This is a genomic window from Streptomyces sp. NPDC060031 (genome assembly GCF_042736805.1).
Classification (GTDB): Bacteria; Actinomycetota; Actinomycetes; order Streptomycetales; family Streptomycetaceae; genus Streptomyces.
The window spans coordinates 1-20,817 of record NZ_JBHWVM010000117.1 but is presented as its reverse complement, the minus strand read 5'-3'; the positions used below and the strand labels follow the sequence as shown (position 1 = coordinate 20,817).

Sequence of the window (20,817 nt, the reverse complement as noted above, 5' to 3'; positions counted from 1 at the left end):
GGCGCACCCCCGTCGCGGCAGCCGGCGCCGCACCCCTCCCAGGACAGGAGTACGTCATCAAGTCGAACCTGACCCACCTCGACGCACAGTCCCTGCAGGACTTCCAGGAGAAGGACGTCGCGGACTTCCACGCCTTGCTCGTCGCCATGGCCCAGGACCAGGGAACCGGCGCGGACCAGGTCATGTCGATGAAGCACGTCAGCGATTACCTGAGGGACACCGACCTGACCGTGCCGGATCCGCCGCTGACCATCGGCTTCATGGGCCGGGCGGACAAGGGCGTGGCGGGCCACCAGATGAGGGCCAACACCCAGAAGGCGGCCGAGGCGATCTCCCTCGTCCTGGAGGGCCAGGAGAGGCTCTTCGGCAAGATGGGCACCGACCTGAAGCAGACGTGGGAGAAGCTCAAGAACACCCAGGGCTCCAGCCTGGAGTCCATCGAGAGCTCGGAATTCATCCAGATCATGGATCTGGTCGACGGCGAACTCACCTCCCAGGCACCCCCGAAGCCGCCGCCGGTCATCGTCACCCCTCCCTGAGCATCCCGCACCCGCACCCGCACCCCTTCCCGGCTGACGCCGACCGAGCCCCGCCCCTTCCCCCTTCTTTTGGAGTCCCGCAGCCATGGCCGAACAGTTCACCGGCAACCAGGACGCGTGGGAGGGCGCGGTCAAGCTGCTCACCGGCTTCTCCGGGCCCACCAGGGAAGAGGTCTTCAAGATCTACGGCAGCCCGGAAGTCCCGTGGATGAAGGTCTCCATCACCAAGGGGACCCCCTCGACGGTCGGGCCGGGCGCCGGCGGACACGCCTACGTGCTGGCCTACTGCTCCGAGCCGGACGGCGTCTGGAGCAAGTACGACTCGTACAACATCCACACGATCACCATCGACTACCCCTTCAGCGGTGACGGCGGGAAGCACTTCGGGGACGCCGGCATGGCGGGCGTCTTCAACCACGGCTACGGCCACGCCCTGGAAACCCTCATCGGCAACACCCACACCACGAAGGGCTTCACGTCCGGGGACTACAAGGTCAGCCCCGGCAACGAAGTGGACGTCCTGAGCTTCGAGCGGACCGCCAAGGCCTTCGACAGGGCGGGGGTGTTCTTCAAGAACCAGGCCGCGGTCCTCGCCGAGTGGTCGAAGTCCCTCGGCGAGCCGGACGCGATCTGGCAGGGCAACGCGGCCGGGCTGTTCCGGCACCTGATCGACGACCTCGACACGGCGTACCAGGGCTACGACAAGCAGTTGCACCCCGCGGGCTGGACGGCTTCGGGCGCGGGAACCGGTGGATACACCAGCACCACCCAGTACGGCGATTCCCTGATCAAGGCACAGACCGCCCTCGTGACGTGCGCAAAGGGAATGTACGACCTGTGGGGCAAGTGGATCGCCAATGTGAAGGCCAAGGACGGGACGACGAAGGTCCACTACCTGCAGACCCTCACGGCCAACTACCTCCTGGACGAGATCCAGGCGTGGACGGAAGCGAACAACTACAAGCAGGTGAACGCCGAGTACTTCTACAGCTCCGAAGGCGGCGGCACCACCATCTACACCAGCACCACGGCCTTCAAGTCCGCCTCCCCGTGGGGGGACCTCAGCCAGATGGCCACCTGGACGAGCATCGCCAACAAGGCGGTCGACCGGTGGACCGCCAACGTCAAGGAGTCGCTGGACGCCCCGATGGCGTTCCTGATCCGGGATCTCAACGACGTCTGGCAGCGCGTCATCAGCGGAACCTCCGGGACGGCCGGCGCCTTCAAGCCGGCCACCATCGGCTCCCTCACCGCCGACATGGAGAACGACAAGAAGCAGAAGGAGACCGAGGACAAGAAGAACGAGGCGGAGAACAAGAAGAAGGAAATGGAGGAGAAGCAGAAGGAGATGGAGGACAAGAAGGGACCGGGCGGCGGCGGACCGGTACCCCCGCCCGGCAGCGGACCGGGCAGCATCAAGAAGAACGTCGGGGACGGCATCAACCGCAACCCGCCCGGCGGCATCGGCGGCCCCCCGGTCAAGAACCCGGACGGCAGCATCACCACCCGCAACCCGGACGGCAGCACGACCACCCGCAAGCCCGACGGCACGGTCGTGACGACCTACCCGAACGGCCGCCAGACGGTCACCGGGCCGGTGCGCATACCCATCCCGAACCCCCTCATCCCGGGCGGCGGCGGCCCCGGCGGCGGTCCCAGGTCGGTGAAGAACCCCGACGGCAGCATCACCTCGTACAACCCGTCGGACGGCTCCCGCAGCACCAAGTTCCCCGACGGCACCACCACCACGATCGACAAGGACGGCACGACCACCACCGCCAACCCCGACGGCAGCACCACCGTGCTGCACAAGGACGGCAGTGAGACCGTCACCTACCCGGACGGCACCCGCACCACCATCACCAAGGACGGCACGTCCACCACGCACTTCCAGGACGGCAGCAGCACCACCTACTCCAAGGACGGCAAGCTCGTCACCACGGACGCCTCCGGCCACAGCACGGTCACCCGCCCCGCCCCCGGCACCGTGGTCCACAACCCCGACGGCGGCACCACGACCTTCAACGCCGACGGCAGCGCCACCTCGACGCACATCAACGGCACGAAGACGACGGTCGATCCGCACAAGGGCATCGTCACCACCACCGACCCGGACGGCACCAGGACGGTCTCCGACCTGCGGGACGGCACCTCGACGATCCGGTACGCGGACGGCAGCACGGCCGAGGTCGGCAAGGACGGCAAGGTCACCACGCACTACAAGGACGGCAGCAGCAGCGTCCTGGAGCCGGACGGCACGCTCACCGCCAAGGACTCCTCCGGCTCGCCCTCCACCACCCGCCTGGGAGACCCCGACGGCGGGTCGCAGGGCGGCGGCCCCACCGTCCGCCACGGCAGCGACGGCTCGACCACCACCACGTACCCGGACGGCACCGTCACGAAGAAGCTGGCCGACGGCACGGTGACCACCACCTACCGGGACGGCAGTACCTACAGCACCGCCCCGGACGGCCGGGTGACCACCACCCAGCCCCTCGTCAACCGGATCACCCAGAACCCGCTGGGCACGGACCGGTTCGGCGGACCGGTGCCCAGCACACTGGGCCTCGGCTCGTACTCCTCGGGCCCCGTCCCGGCGGCGAACATCTCCGCGCAGCGGCTGTCCGGCTCACTGGCCGAACCGGGCACCCTGCCGACCGGGCGGACCGTGGCCACCGGATCCGCCGGATCGCGCGCGGCCGGCTCGCTCGCCGCCGCCGAACAGGCCGCCTTGGCGGCCGGGGCCCGCCCCGCGACCACGTCCACTGGACAGGGCGGGATGCCGATGATGCCGCCGGGCGGCGGCGCCGGCGGAGCCCCCGGCGCCGGCACCCAGAGCGACGAACGCGAGCGCGTCACCTGGCTGTCGGCGGACGAGGACGTGTGGGGCACCGACGAGGGCGGAGCCCCCGCCGTCATCGGCCGCTGACCACGAGCCCCGCACCCGCAACCCCGTACCCCAACGCCCCATCGCACCCAGGAGGAACCACCGTGGGCAACCCCATGGAGGACCGCATCGCGCGGTCGCTGGCCGAGTTCGAGGAGCGCCGCGCCCAGATCATGGATCTGCAGCGCGAGTTCCAGACGGCCAGTGTCACCGCCACGGCCAAGGACCGGTCGGTGGAGGTGACCGTCGACGCCCAGGGAAACGTCACCGGCCTGCGCTTCCCCAACGCCAAGTACCGCTCCCTGGCCCCGGCCGAGCTCGCCGCCGTCCTGATGCAGACGATGGCCGAGGCCCGTGCGGAGGTACGCCGACAGGTACTCGAGGCGTTCCAGCCGCTCAGCGGTCGCCGGCTCGGCGAAGAGGGCGGCCTCGACTGGGAGAAGCTGTTCGGGCCGCTCAAGGAGGAGGGACTGCCCACCCCGCCGGTGCGGCCGCCCTCCTCCGGGGCGGGAGCCCGCTCCGGGCTCGCCGACGAGATCACCGAAGACGACGAAAGGGACCACCGATGACCGCGCTCAACGCCTCGACCTTCCACATGAAGTCGGGGGCCGTCACGACCAGCGACGTGTCCGCCTACGTCCACGACATGATCGCGGACTTCCGGGACGGCACCCACGGCTGGTCGGAGTACGCCGGCACCGACGAGATCGGTGCGGCCTTCCGCGCGAAGTACGAGGTCTCCGGCGTCCTGCTGCGGGACGCGGTCGTCTCGTACGGGACCGCCGTGGACGCCAGCGCCCAGAGCGTCTTCGACGGCGCCGTCAAGTTCCAGCGCACCCAGAACAACGTGAACAACACGATCGGCCACCACGGCGGGAAGAAGTAGCGCCCCATGGCGATCCAGGTACCGAAGGACATCGTCCCCTTCATGGAAGTGCTGACCGGCATGAAGATGCCCGACGGCAACGAGGACAAGATGTTCGCGCTCGCCGGGGTGCACCACGACCTCCAGAAGCGGCTGGAGGCTCTTCCCCAGGTCCTGAACGACTGTGTGAACTACACGGCGAACTCGTTCAGCGGACCGGCGGCGCAGCAGTACCGGGACGCCATGGCGCCCTTCATCGACAGCAACGGCATCGACTACATCAAGGCGATGTCGGGCCAGGCCGCCATGATCGCCGAGTTCACCTCGGAAACCGCGACCCAGATCCAGTACGTCAAGTACATGATCATCGCCCAGTGCATCGAGCTGCTGCTGGAGATGGCGATCGCGCTGGCGCTGGCGTTCATCACGGGCGGCGCCTCGATCCTGGAGTACCTGGCGGGGGAGGCGGTCGCCAAGTTCTTCATGCAGAACATGATCGCCCGCATCATCGGCATGATCGTGATGCACGAGGTCATCAGCGTCGGCATGGCCGCAGCCATGGACAGCATGATCCAGTGGATCCAGCTCATGGAGGGCACCCGCGACAAGTTCGACACCAACTCCCTCATCGAGGCGATGAAGTTCGGTGCGATCCAGGGCCTCATCGCGGTGCCCATGGGCCCCCTGGGCGGGCTCTTCGGCAAGGGGCTCGGGAAGCTCTTCGGGAAGAACGCCACGAAGGACATCGCCAACATCGTCGGCAAGGCCGGCGGCAACAAGGCCCTGGGCAAGGACCTCGGAGACGTCCTCGGTTCCGCGCTGACCAGGGGGAACGGGCCGCTCAGCGGTGCTGCACGGACCGCGCTCATCAAGGACGTTGGCAAGGCCTTCGCCGACAACGTGGGCACCGGCGCCCAGAAGAAGATCGCGCGCGAGGCCGGCGAGAAGTGGGCCAAGGAACTGCTGGACAACTTCGGCAAGTCCGGGCTGCCCAAGTCGCTGCGCGGCACGCTCGACTCGCTGGAAGGCATCATCAGCGCCGACCTGATGAGGTCCCTCACCAGGGGCCTGCCCGACAACCTCGCCCGGGACCTGCTGCGCAGCCTCGGCAACCACCTCGGCCAGGGACTCACCGAGGGCGTGACGCAGGTGCTGGCCGAGGGGACCTACAACGCCATCTTCAGCGAGAACCACGACTTCGAATCCAGCTGGCTGACCTTCGGGTCCGGCGTGGTCGCCGGACGGCTCGGGCACCTGGCGGAGGCCGGCGGCGAACGCATCGGGCTCAAGCTCCACGAGAAGGCCTTCGGGGACAAGGGCGGTCTCGAAGGCGGCCCGCCGAAGGCCGGTTCGATCACCCCGGCAGCGGCGGGCGGCTCCGGCAGCGGCGCGCCGACGCCGACGGGCGCCGGCGAGGGCACGGGCACGGGCACAGCGTCGGACACGGACACGGGCTCCGCCATGAAGGACGCCTCCACCGACGAGGACCTCGCCGTCCTGCCGATCGACGAGGTGACGGACGAGGACTGGGACACGTACTGGAAGGGGGCCGAATCCGATACGGACTCCACGGCGACGGACACCGGCGCCGCTCCCACCCCCGTCCCCGTCCCCGTTCCCGCGCCGGTGCCGATCGGCACGGCCTCGGCCCCGCCCGCCCCTGCCCCGGCGGCCTCGGGCGCCCCGGCCGCGGGTGGTGCCCCGCGGCCGGGCGGAGCATCGACGCCCGGTACGGCCCCGGGCGCGGGCGAGTCCCGTACCACTGGCGACGGCGCCCCGGCCAAGGTCGCCACGACGGACACCTCCACCGCACCGGAGGTCACCGACCCGGTCCGGCCGCAGACGGAGTCGGACCAGGCCGCGGACGGCGACGGCGAGCTCCAGTACCTCGACGTGGGATCCGGGACCGACACACCACCGCCCCTGCCCACGGCGACGGTCACGGTCACGGAGACGACCACGAACACGACCACGACCACGGTCACGGACCCGGCTGCGAATACCGCGGACACGGGCCCGGCTCCGGTCGCGACCTCGTCCTCGACCCCCTCGATCCCCTCGGCCTCCCCGGCCGCCACGGGCGGCCCCACCATGCTCGGGACCGCCCCCTCGTTCACCGCCCCGCACGCCGCTCCCGAACCCACCCCGCAGGTGCCGCCCGCCCCCACACCCGTACCGGCGCCCCAGGCGCCCCCCGCGCCCGATCGGGCTCCGGTCACGGGTGCGGGCCGCTGGGACCTGTCGACCGATCCGGCCGTCTACAAGCCGTACGTGGAGTCGGACCACGTCCGGCTCGCCACGCCCGAGGGCGATGTGGGCATGACCCCCCGGTCGGTCGAGCGCTGGCTCGCCGATGCGGGCATCGTGCTGGAGCGCGGCGGAGTGTTCGATGAGATCGACGCCTTCCTCTACGACCCCCGCTCCACACCCCGCGTCTACGCCCACGACCAGGCGCGTCAGTTCCACGCGGAACTGACGGAGCGGTCCGTGGCGAAGCACGAGGCGGGCCAGGCGGACGTGCTCCAAGCCGTGTCGGAGCTCGCGCAGAAGATCACGGAGAAGTACCCGCCGACGGACTACGTCTACCTCGGGCTGGGTCGCAGTCCCGCGGCCGTCATCGCCGCGCTCCAGGTCGCCGGCGCCCCCGCGCACTCGATGCCGCTGTCGGACTTCCGCCCCGGACCGTCCGACGTCACCTCGATCCACTACCCGGCCTCCCTGGCCCCGCCGAACGGCACGCCCTCGCTTCCTCCGACGATCGCGCAGCGCGGGATGCTCTTCGCGCACTTCGACGAGTTCGTCCCGGAGGTCCCGCCGGGCAAGAACCTGGTCCTGATCGACTACACCCAGTTCGGCCGCTCGCTGTTCGCCGCCGAGGGGCTGCTCGGCGAGTACTTCAAGGACCGGGGCCGCACCGACGTCACGGTCAAGGCCTTCGCGATCCACCAGCACATCAACACCGGCGACATCAAGGGCACTTACCAGAAGATCGCCCAGCCCCGGGGCCTGGTCGACTGGTACGTGAACTCCGCCGCCCGCAAGGAGTGGGCCGGCAACGTCGAACTGTTCTCCCTCGCGCCGACGGGCGAGCTCGGAGTCAAGGGGAAGACGCTCGGGGAGTCCTTCAAGAACGAGGCCTTCGACGGCATGGCCGAGTTCGGCTCGTACAAGCTCCTGCTGGCCGACCCGGCGACCTTCGAGGAGCAGCGCCCCCGGCGGGCAGACGGCGCGGATTCGGACGGCTACCACGACACCCTCAAGGGCGCGCTCGCCGACAACGCCCGGCCCACCCCGGTCCCCACCAGCAGCGAGGGCGCCACGAGCCCCGCCCCGGACCTCTTGGGCACGGGGCCGCGGCGCCAAGGGCCCGTACCGGACCTCGGCGACCACCGGGTCGTGTTCGACGGCTCGGCGGAGGCGGGGGAGCAGGCGCGGCTGCTCGCCCGGGACTATCCGTGGCTCGGGGACGTGAACCCGTACCGCGACAGCGACGCGCAGGCCCGTACCAACTGCCTGCTGACCGCCATCGCCACCGACCTGTCGCTGGCCGAGGGCGTGGGCCACCAGGCGCCGCCCAGTGAGCTCAGCCCCGCCTCGGACCTGGCCAACTACCGGGACCGGCCGCCGCTGACCGTGCCGACGTACGCGGATCTCGCGGCGATGGTGCACGCGGCCGGCCCCGGCACCCGGGGCATGGTCGTGGTGGGCACCGGCGGTGACGCGGTCGCCCACGTCTTCAACGTGGTGCACGACGGCGAGAACGTGGTCTTCCTCGACGGCCAGACCGGACGGCTCGCCGACCTCCCGCCCAGCCCGGACCGCCTGGAGTACCTGCCCACGACCGGCGAGCACGCCGACTCGGGCGCGCAGGCGCTGTCCTCCGACGCCGGGGGACAGCTCGGCGTGACGCACGACGGGAGCCGATGGCAGCAGGAACTGCCCGACTCCAAGGAATGGGCGAAGGCATCGGGCCGGGCCTTCTCCTCCCGGTCGGAGAAGCTCGCCGCCATCGACACCGCCCTCGCCGTCCACCACCGCACCGCCCCCGAGGGACACCTCGCCTCCCTGGGCGCGCTGCAGGACGCGATCGAGGGCTGGAAGCGGGACAAGCAGGCCTTCACGGGGGCCGAGATAAGCAGCGACCGGGCGGCCGCGGTCGAGTCCCTGCACCGGTCGGTCGACGCGGAACGCCAACGGCTCACCATGGAGGCACGCGGTCGCGTTCCCGGATTCGGCACGCCGCTGCCCGACGCGTCGTACGACCGGGTCGCGGTCTACTCGGCCGGCGCGCTGACCGACACCAAGGGCGAGTTCCTTGCCGAGTCGCGGCAGGAGTACGAGGCGGCGCGGTCGCAGCTGCCGCCGACGGCCACCGAAGTGGACGTCCGCATCAGGATGTTGGAGCTCCGGGTCGACCAGGCCTACGCCCAGTTCGACGCCGTTCGCCAGGCGCAGGAGAACCCGGACGGCCTGCTGGGCTTCTTCACGGCGCCGGAGTGGTACTTCAAGCGACCCGAAATCCCCTTCACCCGGGGCGAGAAGGAGATGATCGTCACCGCTGCGGTCAATCTGAGCGCCCGGACGCCGGGCCTGCTCATCGTTCCGGGGTCGACGGTGTGGTCCGAGCCGCAGGGAACCGACACGGTGATCAAGGCCGGCACCTCGGCAGCCCTGAACGGCCGCCTGGTCCACGAGACGACGAAGAAGAGGGAAGGCTCCGACGTCGCCGGCTACTCACCGGACTCCGCCGCCAGGGCGAAGCTCTCCGGGGTCGTGCTGGAGGAGGCGAAGGGGCTGGGAGACCGGCAGCAGCGGGCCTTCAACGCGGCGGGCGACCAGGTCGGCGACTCCACGACCTTCAACGTCGGCAACCGCAGGATCACGGTCGAGATCTGCCTCGACCACATGATGCAGCGTGCGGTCAGGGAACTGCGCCCCGCCGGTGTCGCGCCCGACGCCAGGCCCCCGGCGTCCGATGTGCAGATCCTGCTGGCGCACGGAGCCGTGCTGACGGGGTCCGTGCTGCGCCCGGGCGGCATCGCCATCTACAACGACGCCACCGACCACCGTGCCGTCCCCGAGGCCCCCAAGGACGCCGGGGCCATACGCGCCGTCCACGTGGCCGACGAGAACCCCCGATTCGCCGGCGCGCGGGGTGGGCTCAGGCCTCCGACGGAGCGGATGGAGTTCCACGAGCTCGACCGGCTGAACACCCTCGACATGGGCCTGTACGACCTGCCCCCCGCGGCCCACGCGCCGGCCGGCCCGCAGCTCGGCAGCGCCTGGAACATGAGCACGCTCTCCTCCGAGCTGCCCGGCGCGAGCGATGGCGCCGAGGCTCCACACGCGCCGACGCCCGCATCCCCGGCGGCCGGTTCGCCGACGCCGGAGTCCCCGGTGCCGCAGACCCCGACGCCGCAGTCCCCCGTGTCCGCGGCGCCGCCGCCGCGGTCTCCGGCCCCCGACCCGGCCCCCGACCCGGTCGCCTCGCTCGCGGACGACGTGTTCCGCGCCATCATCGGTGGCGCGGAAGCCACCCCCGACGCCGGCACGGGAGACGGCGGCGTACGGCGCCCGCGCAGCCCCGAGCCCGAGGACCCGAACCCCGCCAAGCGCCCGCACACCGACGCCCCCGGCGGGGACCGGGCGCTGACCGGCCGCGGCCTCGTACCGCCCACGCCGGAGCAGCACCGGGCCGTCGTAGAGCACGTCCGGGCGCTGGATCTCGAGGCGGGCGAGCGCCCGCCCGTCACCACCGGCCTGCTGCGGCTGGTCGACCCCACCGAGGGCCGCACGAACTGCCTGGAGTCCAACCTCGCCCTGTGGGACACCCTCGACGGGGCGCCCCGCGCCGCCGGATCCATCCCCGGCGCGAGCCCCGAGCGGCACGCCGTCTGGGAGTTGGGCAAGTCACAGGGGCCCGCCTGGCACTACGGCGAGGGCCACCAAGGCCTGGAGCGTGTCCTCGACCTGGTCCGCGAAGGCGGCCCCGGCACCCGCGCCCTGGTGCTCGTCGCCGAGAGCGGACGCGTCGGTCACGCCGTCACGCTGCTGCACGGCGCGGACGGCCGGGTGGAGCTGATCGACCCGCAGCAGCACGACATCCGGGACGCCGCCGAACCGGCCCCGCACCTGTTCCCGGACCCGGACGCGCGCTCCAGCGTGTGGGCCCACGTACGAGCCGCCGACGGCGACATGCTCAGGGGCGACGGGCGCTACGACGAGGCCCTCTACCACGACGGCGAAACGGGCGGCCCCGCCCACGAGTTCGGCATGCTGCCCGGTCTGGACGGAGCCGGCCTGCCCCGGATCTTCCCGAAGCGACCCGCCGTCGACCGACCCGAGTGGAACGCGGAGGCCCGGCACTTCGAAAGGCTGGTCTCCGCCCACGCCTACCGCCTGAGCGACCGCGCCGACTCCGCCGTCACCCTGGCACTCGGCAAACTCCAGGCGGTCCTCGACGTCTACTACGCCCACCCGCTCGACGCCGACGGGAACTCGCCCGCACTGCAGGCCTTCCTCAACGACGACCCCACCAGCGCCGGCCAGGTCAAGCACTCCGGACTCACTGCGCAGGACATCAAGGAGATGCTCGTCAGCGGCAACCCGCGCGAGAAGTTCACCGCCTTCTACAACGCCGCCTACTACCAGGCGCCGGGCAAGGAAGGGTCCGTCGAGGTCGCGGAGGACCGCGGATTCAAGCGGGCCCTGTCCGAAATCATGGAAAACCAGGACTGGGACGCGGCGGCGCGGCTGGGGCTCGACGTGGGCGCCCTGCAGAGGTACGAGAGCTACATGTCCGGGACGCTGCCGAAGACGGTTCGCTCCGTCGTGGGGACTGTCCGCCCCGCACACGCCCATCTCGTCGCCTGTGACCCCTTCGCTCTGGGAAACCTGATCCCCTTCCAGAGCAAGGGTTCCGGAGACCTCATGGAAATGGTCCGCAGCCAGGCCTACCGGGCACCGCGCGAGACGTATCAGCAGTTGGTGACGCCGGACAAGATCAACCGTCAGACGCTGCGCGATCACGAAGCCGAGCTGAGCGCACGCGAGTTGGCGTTCCTCCTGGAACACCAGGACGTGGCGCTGACGCTCGGTCTGCACTACACGCAGATCCCCGACGCGGAGGTGCCCCGGGGCGCGGACGGCCGCGTGAACGAGGCCGAGCTCATGAAGCGGCCCGGTGCGGTGAGCGTGAAGCACGGCGCGGACGGCGAGGTCTTCGTGATCACCGAGATGGGCGGCCTGGTCAACTTCTCGCCCGAGGCGCCGGGGGGCCCGCTGCGCTTCATCGAGGGTGGAGCGCGGTTCACCCTGGACGAGACCAGGCCTTGGTCGCGGTCCATGGCCGAAAAGGGAAACCCCACGGTCGCCGGACTGTCCGGGACCACCACGCGCATGCTCAGCGCCTTCCAGTGGCTCAACATCCCCGAAGCCACCCAGGCGGACTTCGTCATCGGGCTCATCGGATGGATGGGTCTGCACAACGACCACTCGCTGTACGAGATCCTGCGCGGCGCACAGATGGCCGGATTCGAGGGGGTCGGCGGCAAGAAGTTCGACCTGACCGACGCGGCCTCCATGTACCGCAGCCTCGGCGCCCTCGGACCGGAGTTCGACCTGCCGAACCTGCGCAAGCTCACCGGCGCTCGGGAGGAGCTGCACGACTACCCGGAGTGGGAGAAGGCCAGGCGGGCACGGGCCAACATGGATACGACCTGGGACACGGACGAACGCCTCGACGAGGAGGCGAGGAACACGGCCGTACGCAGACTCCACGGACTGCTGCCGCACGAATACCTCTACCGGGAGCGCGGCAGCCGGGACATCGCCGACGGCGGCTTCATGTCGATGGCCGCCTACCGGGACCTGCGCCTGACCTCCTACAACCTGATGCGTTCGCTGGAGCAGGAGGAGATGGCCCCGAAGACGGCCAACCTCCGCTCCGTCACCGACTGGCTCCGGACGAACAACATCACCGCCCGTGAGCTGCGCGACACCTTCACCGAGGCCCACCTGCGGGCGCTGCTCGTCTACACGGGCAGCGACCACAAGCTGATCAACATGGTGGTCGAGCGGACCCGGGGCATCGACGCCAACCTCCCCGTGGACACCGCCGCGCGAGCCGTGGCGAGAGAACTGCGTACGCAACTGGACCTCCGGCTGGCCAACAAACCGGACGAGGAAGCGAAGTTGTTCTTCGCTGACCCCGAAGTCCACGCCCTCCTCGAGGAGTACAAGACGCCGGGCCTGGCTGCCACCAGGAGGCAGGAGATCAAGACGGACCTGCACGGCCGCATCGAAACGATGCTCCCGAGGGTGCTCGACGAGGCCAAATGGCACGCCGACATGCTCGCCGACGCCCTGCGCGCCCTGCCGCCGGTCACCGCGCGCACGGCGTGGCGCGGTGACTGGGCGGCGGGTGGCACCGCGATGCCCGACGGCCTGGTGCGGATGATGCCGTTCACCTACTCCGGCGACACGATCACCTACAACACCTTCGCCAGCACCAGTACGAAGTGGTCCGTCGCCCACGGCTTCACCGGGAGGTTCATCGAGACCCCGGGGACCCACCCCGTGCTGTTGGAACTGGCGCTGACCGGGGTCAACGGCCGGGACATCTCCATCTTCTCGCAGGGCATGGGCGAGGAGGAGATCCTCCTCATGCCGGGGGCGACGTTCCGGATCGTCCACCGGCAATGGGTGAAGGAGACGCGCAGGATCAACGGCGAGTCGGTCGATACGCGGTACGAGCTGATCAAGGCGGTCGAGTTCTGAGGCCCGCAGACGCAGCCTGGGCGCCGCGGCGCCCGTATCCCCCATACCCCCCGTACCCCTCGTACCCCCCGTGCTCACTTGAACGAATCGGAACTTCCCGCATGACGACCGGCCACCCCCCGCACGCCGAACGGCGGGGCACCGCATGACGCGGCGACGCTCCGTGCTGCCGCGCTGGCTCGCCCCGGCCGCCGCCGGCCGGCCGCAGACCGTACCGCCGGCGTCGATCGGACGCCCGGCGGAGTCCGACGGGGCCGACGGGGCCGACGGGGCAGTCGGGGCCGACGGGGCAGTCGGGGCCGTCGGCGAGTTCGGTGAGTTCCGCGAGGGCGTCGGCGGTCCGGGCGCGGACCTGCCCGGAACGCACCGGCTCGGTGACACGGTGCTGCTCTGCGACCCGGGCGCGCCCGCCGAGCAGACCGAGGCGCTGCGCGCGCTCGCGGCCCGCGTGGCACCGGTGCCCGGACTGCCCACGCTGCTGGTCGCGGTGTCCGATGCCGCGGCCGACTTCCTGTGGCCCGCGCTGGGCGCGGAGTTGCGCCGGCTGACGGAGCCCGGCGACGGCTCCGACGGGCCGGAGCCCGGCGCCGTGCGGCTCGTCATGTCCGGGGCGGCGGCCGGGCAGCGGGACCAGGGCTCCCTCGCCCAACAGCTCGCCGACGCCTGGCGGATCACCGTCGTGGCGCCCGACGCCGCGGCCGTCGTCACGCCCGGCGGCACGCTGTTCGTCCCCGCACCGGACACCGCCGGCAGCGGCTGGTGGAGTTGCGAACCCGACCGGCCGCCCACCGCGCTCGGGCAGCGCCACCCCGCCCCCGCCTGGCAGCCGGCCATCGCCCGCATCGGGACCCGGCAGGTCGGCGACAGCGTCGCGGAACAGATCCCCGCGGGACTGCTGCTGCGTCCGCTCCGGGCCCCCGCCCCGGCGCCGGGAGACCTGGCCTTCGCCGTACCGGCCGACCCGGACCGCCCCAGCCTGCTGGTCGGCAGCCCGGACCACGAGCCGGTACCGGCCGAGGACGTCGCCGCACTCCTGACCGCCCTGCCGGCCGGGTCCCGCCGTACCCTGCGGCTGGCTCCGGCCGACGACCGCGACCTGCTCCCCACGGCCCACGCGGTCGCGGACCTGCTGGACTGCGAGGTCGAGGTGCTCACCGGCCTGCCGCTCGCCACGGCCCGGAGCACGCAGATGCTGGTCTCCGGCCGGTGGCGGCCGTTCGTGGAATCGGTGTCCTGCCGGCCCGTGGGGGAGGACGGCAGCCGCCCGGCGGACGACCCCATGGCCTGGCGCAACCCGCCCGTCCATGCGTCCCGTCCCACTCCCGACGCGGGGCTCGACCTCGGCGACGGCTGGCAGGTCCGCCTCACCCGCTGGGGGCTGTGGTTCGGCGCGACCGACACGCCGCTGCCGGAGGGCTGGGACACCCGCCCGGTGGACTCCGCGGCGCCGGTGCTCGTCGTCGCGGGCGCGAGCACCAGCCCGGGCGCGGCCCAGGACCCGACCTTCTGGCCGGTCCTGACCGACGTACTGGACGCACTGGACCCGGAGTTCCTCGCCTGCGCGGTCCTGACCCTGGAAGCCCCCCTACACCCCCGCGACCACCAAGCCCTCCACCGCCTCACCTCCTCCCGCCACGTCTCCTTCACCCCACCCCCGCCCATGCCGCCTGCCCCGACCCCGCCTTCGGCCCCGATCCCGGCCATGGCGTCGGCTCCGGATGCGGCTTCGGCCCTCACCCCGGGCTCGGCCCCCGGTTCGGGTGCGGCCTCGGACTTGGCTTCAGCCGGGGACTTGGACTCCGGTCTGGCCGCGGACCCGGACCCGGACGCGACCGCGGTGCCGGTGTCCGGTGCTGGGTCGGCCCTTGGGACCGTACCGGGGCAAGGGGATGGACCGGCTTCTCGTCCGGATGGGGACACGGAGCGGGGGGTGCCGGCCTCGGAATCGGTTCGGGCGCTCGTTCCGACGGGGGGTCCGGCCCCCACGGCGATGGTCACGGCCTCGGCCGCGGACCTCGACTGGCTGCCGGCGCCGCTGCCAACCCCGGCCCCGGACGGGGGAAGTGGCCCGGACCAGTCGGCTGCCACGCGCTTGCAGTCGGAGCCTGCGGCCCCGAACTCGGCCCCGAACCCGGGCCAGCCGGCGGCCCCGCCCTCGCACGGGGAGCCCCCGGTCGCGAGGACGGGCCCGCCCGAGGCTGCGGTCCTCGGGGCACAACAGGTGCTCGTGCCGCGGGTGTTGTGCGCAGGGGCATCGCTCGAACCGGTGCTGGCGACCCCGCAGGTTCTCCCGCACGCGGATCCTCTGGTGTCCGAGGGCCCGGCCGCCGGGCCCCGGCAGCCGTCCTTCGCCGTCAGCAGTGCCTCCGGACCGGTGTCCGGCTCGGTCGGGAAGCCTTCCGTGCCCGGGGTGGAGGGCCTGGCCGCCGGGTCCCGGCCGCCGTCCTTCGCCGTCAGCAGTGCTTCCGGGCCGGTGCCTGGCTCGGTCGGGCAGCCGTCAGTGCCCGCGGGCTGGACCGTTCCGGAGTGCACGTCCGACCATCGGCGCGCGTTCCGCGAGTCGGTCGGGGGGCATTGGGAGCGGCACGCGGGAGCGGTCTCCCGCGCGATGGTCCGGATGCCCGCGCTGCGGACGAAGGACGAGGACGCGGCCCGGGCCGAACTGGTGGCGGCGCACCTGTATCTGTCGTCCGGGGACGAGGACCCCTTCGGAGCGGCGGCACTGCGGCACGGCATGCGGCACGGCGACCCGGCCACGGCGGCGTACTGGGCCTGCCTGACCGCAGGCCTGCGCCGTCTCCCCGCCTTCCGGGGCCCGGTGCTGCGCGCCTGGGAGCCGGGCACCGACCCGTCCGCCCAGGAGGAGCCGGGCGGTTGGATCCTGGTCCAGGAGCCCGTCGGCGCGCTCCCCGCGGCCACGGCCGAACAGCTGCTGCCGCTGGAGGCCGGCCGGTACGCAGTCCGCACCACCTCGGGACGCCGCACCGGCGCCCTCCTCGGCGGCACGGACGCCTCCGGCACGCCCGAGCGGATCGTCATCCTGCCCGGCACCCGGCTGTACGTGTGCGCCGTGCACGCGGCGACCGGCGAACTCCCCGGCCGGCTGCTGCTCAACGAAACCCCGTCCGGCGCCCTCGGCTCCGGACGCCACCTCCCCGCCGCCGAAGCCCTCCTCCGGCTGGAGGAGGCGGCACTCCGCGGAACCGGAGTCCCCTCATCCACCCGAGCCTGGCCACAGCACTGCACAGGTCAGCTGGGCGCGTACCTCCCCACAGGACCGGCCACCGCGTCGGCGCCTTCGATCACCGTGGAAAGCAGGCCATCACCATGACACCATCCGCAGGCGGTCGCCCCGGGACGACCGGAGGAGACGCGGTACTCCACGCAGCCGCGCTGCCCGTGGTCAGCGGCGAACCGGGCGCGGGGGCCCTCCCCGTCGCGGCCCGACCGGCAGCCGCGGCAGCGGCCACCGCGGCCGCGGGCGCCACGGCCACCGCAACCGAGAGCGCGGCCGCCGAGGAAACCCCCGCGGCCCCGGCCCCGGCCGCCGCAGCGGTGGCCGTCGCGGCAGACCCCGTTGCCGCGGCCATGCCGATGCCCGAGCCGGAACCCGAAGCCGCCCCCGAGGCAGCGGCGGAAACGGCCCCCGAAGCCGAGGCCGAAGCAGCGGCGGAAACGGCCCCCGAAGCCGCGGCCGGAGCCGACCCGGAAGCAGCAGCGGAAGCCACGGCCACCGCCACCACCGCCGCGGCGGCGAGCACGGGCGGTTCCGGCTCCGGGCCGCGCGGTCTGCTGGCCTCGGTGCCCGGCCGTCCGGGCAAGCCCATGCTGGCGGCGGCCGCGGTGGCGGGTGTACTGCTGATCGCGGTGCCGTTCCTCATATCCGGTTCTGACGAGGCATCCGGCGCGGCCGCCACCCACCGGGCGGACGGCAGCCCCATCGGCCCGGACGGTTCGCTGCCGGGCCTGGTGCCCGGTACGCAGCCCCTGGCCGCGCCGGGCACCCAGCCGGGCGCACCGTCGACGGACCCGAGCGGCGCCGCTGCCGGCGGCGCCCTGCCCTTCGGCGCCCCGCCGAACGGCGCACCCCAGGGCAACGCGCCCGTCGGACAGGGCGGCGAGGCGAACCCGCAGTCCCAGCAGGGCGCCGGGCAGCCGGGCGCGGGCGGCGCGGGCACCAACTCCGGCAGCACCAACCCCGGCAGCGGCACGCCCGGCAAGGCCGACCCGGTGGCCCCCGTCGCCCCCGCGAAGCCGGCCCCCGCCGCCGTGCCCGAGTTCAGCAAGCTGGTGGGACCGGGCTGCGGCAGCGGCGGCTTCAGCGTCAACGACCAGTACAAGAACGGGGACAAGGGCTGGCGGTACGGCACCAGCGGCTGGAAGAGCAACGGCTGCGACGGCGACTTCCTCGCCATGCCCATGAGCGGCTCGGCCACGAAGGCGGACAGCAGCCAGTACGCCAAGTGGGAGTTCTCCACCGGCCCGGTGCAGTCCGGGAAGTGCACCGTCTACGTGTACATCCCGGGCTCCGGAGACAACACCATGGTCGGCGGGAACCCGGCCCGCTACACGGTCCGCGGCTCGAACGGGACCCTCGGCTCCTTCTCGATCGACCAGGACTCGAACACCGGCAAGTGGGTCAACGGCGGTTCGTTCGACATCTCGTCCGCCAAGATCGAACTGTCCCTGGACAACCGGGGCATCGACTGGGGCAGCGGCAATGTGAACCGGCACATCGCCGTCGCCCAGGCGAAGGTCGACTGCCGGGGCAAGTGACCGCCCGCCGGCCACCACCGGCCGTACGCGGGCCGGGGACGCGGACGGGAGTCCCGCCCCGGCCCGACGTACAAACCGGTGCCACGGGCCGCCCGGTCGCCGCCGTTACCGGGCCCGGCGCCCCCGGTGGGGTACACGTCCCTTGGGAGTCAGGCGATCAGGGAGTCATCCGGCCCCGAGAAGGGAGTGGTTGCCGTGGAGCGCACGACGTGCTGCGTGGTGGGCGGCGGGCCCGCCGGAATGGTGCTGGCGCTCCTGCTGGCCCGGGCCGGTGTGGAGGTGACGGTGCTGGAGAAGCACGGCGACTTCCTGCGCGACTTCCGCGGGGACACCGTGCACCCCTCCACCCTGTCGCTGCTGGACGACATCGGCCTCGCCGAACGCTTCGCCCGGCTGCCGCAGCGCCCGGTGACCTCGGTTCAGCTGCCCCTCGGGCCGGACCGGTCCCTGGTCACGGTCGGGAACATCGGGGCGCTGCACGGGAAGTACAACTACATCGCGATGGTGCCCCAGTGGGACCTGCTCGACCTCCTCGCCGACGAGGCGGCCCGCGAACCCTCCTTCCACCTGCGCATGGACACCGAAGCGACCTCCTTCCTCGTCGAGCGGGGACGGGTCACGGGCGTGCGCTACCGCACCGCGGACGGCTCCGCCGGCGAGCTGAGAGCCACCTTGACCGTGGCCTGCGACGGCCGTGGCTCACTGGCCAGGACGCTGCCGGAACTCGGCCTGGAAGACTTCGCGTGCCCCATGGACGCCTGGTGGTTCCGCCTGCCGCGCCGTGAGGACGACCCCAGCGGACTCGTGGGCGCCCTGGGCGACAGGTTCTTCACCGCGCTCATCGACCGCGGCGACTACTGGCAGTGCGCCGCCCTCATCCCCAAGGGAACCGACGCCGAGCGCCGCGCCGAGGGCCTGGAGCGTTTCATGACCCGCTTCACGGCCGCGGCCCCGTGGCTGGCCGACCGGAGCGACGCCGTCACCTCCTGGGACGAGGTGAAACTGCTCGACGCCTGGGTCGCCACGGTGGTGGGCCAGCGGCGGTGCGTGTAGGCGGTTCCCGGGGCCGCTCGGCGTCCGTTGTGTCGTGCGGTCCGGGGACACCGTCTACGCCGTGCGGTGCGATGACGTGGGCGCCCGCATGGAAGGCCACGGGACCGGGGTGCGCGCCCGTCTGATCACGTACACCCCGGACGGGTACCGCTCGAACCTGACCGGGTGGAAGGACGCAACCCCGGTGAGCGCGGCCCTGACCAAGATCTCCATGGTCGGCTGGAAGTGGAAGGGCGGGAAGAAGTTCGCCCACGGCACTCGGTTGTGCGTCGAGTTCAACATCGTGCAGGGGGAGCCGTGCGCTGTGATCCACCGGTAACCGGTCCCTGCGGCAACAACCGCTGACGTGCGGGCCGCCACCCTGACCGGGTGGCGGCCCGCACATCGGGCGTGAGTGACGTCCGGTGCATTTCTACAGCTCAGCCCCGGTACGGGTGGCAAGCACGTGCGACAGGAGCTGGATGCGCGTCGCCGGTGACACATCCAAGCTCGTCGCCCACAGGCTCGTGGTCAACGCCGGTGGATACCGGCCACTATCTGGCTGATAGCCAGCTTCGTCACGCTGCGGAACCGGGAGATCGTGAACTCCGTATCGGAAGCTGGTGGGGACTCCACCCGGCTGTGACCAGCTCGTTTCACGGAGGACACGTGCCACAGGACATCGAGTTCCACCTCCCCTTCCCGAGCTTCCTCAGCCCGGATCTGGAGGGATCGCGGCAGCGCAATCTGGCGTGGGTGCGGCGTATGGGTCTTGTCGGGGAGGGCCGCTCGCTGGAGTGGTACGCGTCGTGGGACATGCCGCTCCTGGCCGCATAGGGATTCCCCTACACTCACGGCCCGGCGCTGGACTTGTGCGCGGACGCGATGGCGTTCTTCTTCGTCTTCGATGACCAGTTTGACGGTCCCCTCGGTCAGGACCCCGCGCGCGCCGCGACCGTGTGCCAGCAACTGATCGACATCGTGCACGGCGCCGCCCCCGCCCCGGGGGCGGATGCATGCTCGGTGGCGTTCGCCGACCTTTGGGCCCGCAGCGCCGACGGCGCGCACCCGGGCTGGGTAGCGCGGACGGCGCACGAGTGGGAGTACTACTTCGCCACCCAGGCCCACGAGGCCATAGGACGGCTTCGTGGCACCCCCGGCGACATGGACACCTACCTCCAAGTCCGCCGCGGCATAGCCGGTACCGCCCTCACCATCTCCCTCGCCGAGCGCGCCGCCGGCATCAACGTCCCCGCCGCCGCCTTCCACAGTCCCCAGCTGCGCATCATGCGCGACATCGCCGTCGACGTCCCCATGATGTGCAACGACGTGTACTCGCTGGAGAAAGAGGAAGCCCGCGGCGACATGGACAACCTCGTCCTCGTCCTCGAACACGCCCGACCGTGTACCCGCGACGAAGCGATCACGACCGCCCGACGAGAAGTCGACGCGCGCGTCGAACGGTTTCAGGAACTTGCCCGCCAGGTCCCGGCCATGTGTCTGCAGCTCGGTCTCACCGGACCGGAGCGAACCGCTGTGGCCATGTATGTCGAGGTCATGGGGACCTGGATGAGCGGCTACCACGCCTGGCAGACCCAGACGCGCCGCTACACCAGCGCACTTCGCATCATCCCCATCACCGGGCCCGGCTACTTCGACGAGGTCCTGGGGGCGTAGTCCAGGCCCCGCACGTACGACCCGGACGGGAACCGGTCGACGCTGACCGGGTGGAAGGACGCGACCCCGGTGAGCGCGGCGCTGACCAAGATCTCCATGGTCGGCTGGAAGTGGAAGAGCGGGAAGAAGTTCGCCCACGGCACGCGGTTGTGCGTCGAGTTCAACACCGTGCAAGGGGAGCCGTGCGCGGTGATCCACCGGTAACCGGTCCCTGCGGCAAGAACCGCTGACCGGCGCAGCAGTGCGGGCCGCCACCCTGACCG

At 71.8% G+C, this 20,817-nt stretch carries 12 protein-coding genes; 11 read left to right on the top strand and 1 reads right to left on the bottom strand.

The annotated features are described in order from the left end of the window. The 11 genes from ACFWB8_RS33200 to ACFWB8_RS33150 all read left to right on the top strand — a co-directional run. A partial coding sequence (locus tag ACFWB8_RS33200) for a type VII secretion system-associated protein (RefSeq protein ID WP_385235709.1) occupies nucleotides 1-539 on the top strand: 539 nt, incomplete at its 5' end. Between the two features lie 85 nt (nucleotides 540-624). Continuing rightward, nucleotides 625-3,468, top strand: coding sequence for an AAWKG family protein (locus tag ACFWB8_RS33195; protein ID WP_385235706.1), 2,844 nt, complete (start codon nucleotides 625-627; stop codon nucleotides 3,466-3,468). 62 nt (nucleotides 3,469-3,530) lie between these two features. Continuing rightward, entirely contained in the window at nucleotides 3,531-3,995 is a 465-nt protein-coding gene (locus tag ACFWB8_RS33190; protein ID WP_385235703.1) for a YbaB/EbfC family nucleoid-associated protein, read from the top strand. Further along, entirely contained in the window at nucleotides 3,992-4,312 is a 321-nt protein-coding gene (locus tag ACFWB8_RS33185) for a hypothetical protein (protein ID WP_385235700.1), read from the top strand. The genes ACFWB8_RS33190 and ACFWB8_RS33185 overlap by 4 nt, the downstream gene beginning before the upstream one ends. A gap of 6 nt (nucleotides 4,313-4,318) precedes the next feature. Then, a complete protein-coding gene (locus ACFWB8_RS33180; RefSeq protein WP_385235697.1) occupies nucleotides 4,319-13,069 on the top strand; it encodes a toxin glutamine deamidase domain-containing protein in 8,751 nt (2,916 codons plus the stop codon). 145 nt (nucleotides 13,070-13,214) lie between these two features. Continuing rightward, on the top strand, nucleotides 13,215-16,400 hold the full coding sequence (locus ACFWB8_RS33175; protein WP_385235694.1) for a hypothetical protein: 3,186 nt from the start codon (nucleotides 13,215-13,217) through the stop codon (nucleotides 16,398-16,400). Next, the gene (locus tag ACFWB8_RS33170; RefSeq protein WP_385235691.1) at nucleotides 16,397-17,845 is read left to right on the top strand and encodes a hypothetical protein; all 1,449 of its coding nucleotides are present in this window, start codon (nucleotides 16,397-16,399) and stop codon (nucleotides 17,843-17,845) included. The genes ACFWB8_RS33175 and ACFWB8_RS33170 overlap by 4 nt, the downstream gene beginning before the upstream one ends. 195 nt (nucleotides 17,846-18,040) lie before the next feature. Further along, on the top strand, nucleotides 18,041-18,898 hold the full coding sequence (locus tag ACFWB8_RS33165; protein WP_385235688.1) for an FAD-dependent oxidoreductase: 858 nt from the start codon (nucleotides 18,041-18,043) through the stop codon (nucleotides 18,896-18,898). Nucleotides 18,899-18,932: 34 nt separating this feature from the next. Further along, entirely contained in the window at nucleotides 18,933-19,217 is a 285-nt protein-coding gene (locus tag ACFWB8_RS33160; protein ID WP_385235685.1) for a hypothetical protein, read from the top strand. A 329-nt stretch (nucleotides 19,218-19,546) separates the two neighbouring features. Further along, a complete protein-coding gene (locus tag ACFWB8_RS33155; protein ID WP_385235682.1) occupies nucleotides 19,547-19,714 on the top strand; it encodes a hypothetical protein in 168 nt (55 codons plus the stop codon). 48 nt (nucleotides 19,715-19,762) lie between these two features. Continuing rightward, nucleotides 19,763-20,554: a terpene synthase family protein gene (locus ACFWB8_RS33150; protein WP_385235679.1), complete on the top strand. Its 792-nt coding sequence runs from the start codon at nucleotides 19,763-19,765 to the stop codon at nucleotides 20,552-20,554. Here the strand turns inward: ACFWB8_RS33150 and ACFWB8_RS33145 are convergent. Beyond that, the coding region (locus ACFWB8_RS33145; RefSeq protein WP_385235675.1) for a hypothetical protein at nucleotides 20,527-20,817 on the bottom strand (291 nt) is incomplete at its 5' end. The genes ACFWB8_RS33150 and ACFWB8_RS33145 overlap by 28 nt on opposite strands.

Bases quoted from the DNA above. Each gene is read 5' to 3' on its own strand.
- ACFWB8_RS33150 (WP_385235679.1), top strand. From the start codon at position 19,763: ATGGCGTTCTTCTTCGTCTTCGATGACCAGTTTGACGGTCCCCTCGGT.
- ACFWB8_RS33180 (WP_385235697.1), top strand. From the start codon at position 4,319: ATGGCGATCCAGGTACCGAAGGACATCGTCCCCTTCATGGAAGTGCTG.
- ACFWB8_RS33185 (WP_385235700.1), top strand. From the start codon at position 3,992: ATGACCGCGCTCAACGCCTCGACCTTCCACATGAAGTCGGGGGCCGTC.
- ACFWB8_RS33195 (WP_385235706.1), top strand. From the start codon at position 625: ATGGCCGAACAGTTCACCGGCAACCAGGACGCGTGGGAGGGCGCGGTC.
- ACFWB8_RS33175 (WP_385235694.1), top strand. From the start codon at position 13,215: ATGACGCGGCGACGCTCCGTGCTGCCGCGCTGGCTCGCCCCGGCCGCC.
- ACFWB8_RS33170 (WP_385235691.1), top strand. From the start codon at position 16,397: ATGACACCATCCGCAGGCGGTCGCCCCGGGACGACCGGAGGAGACGCG.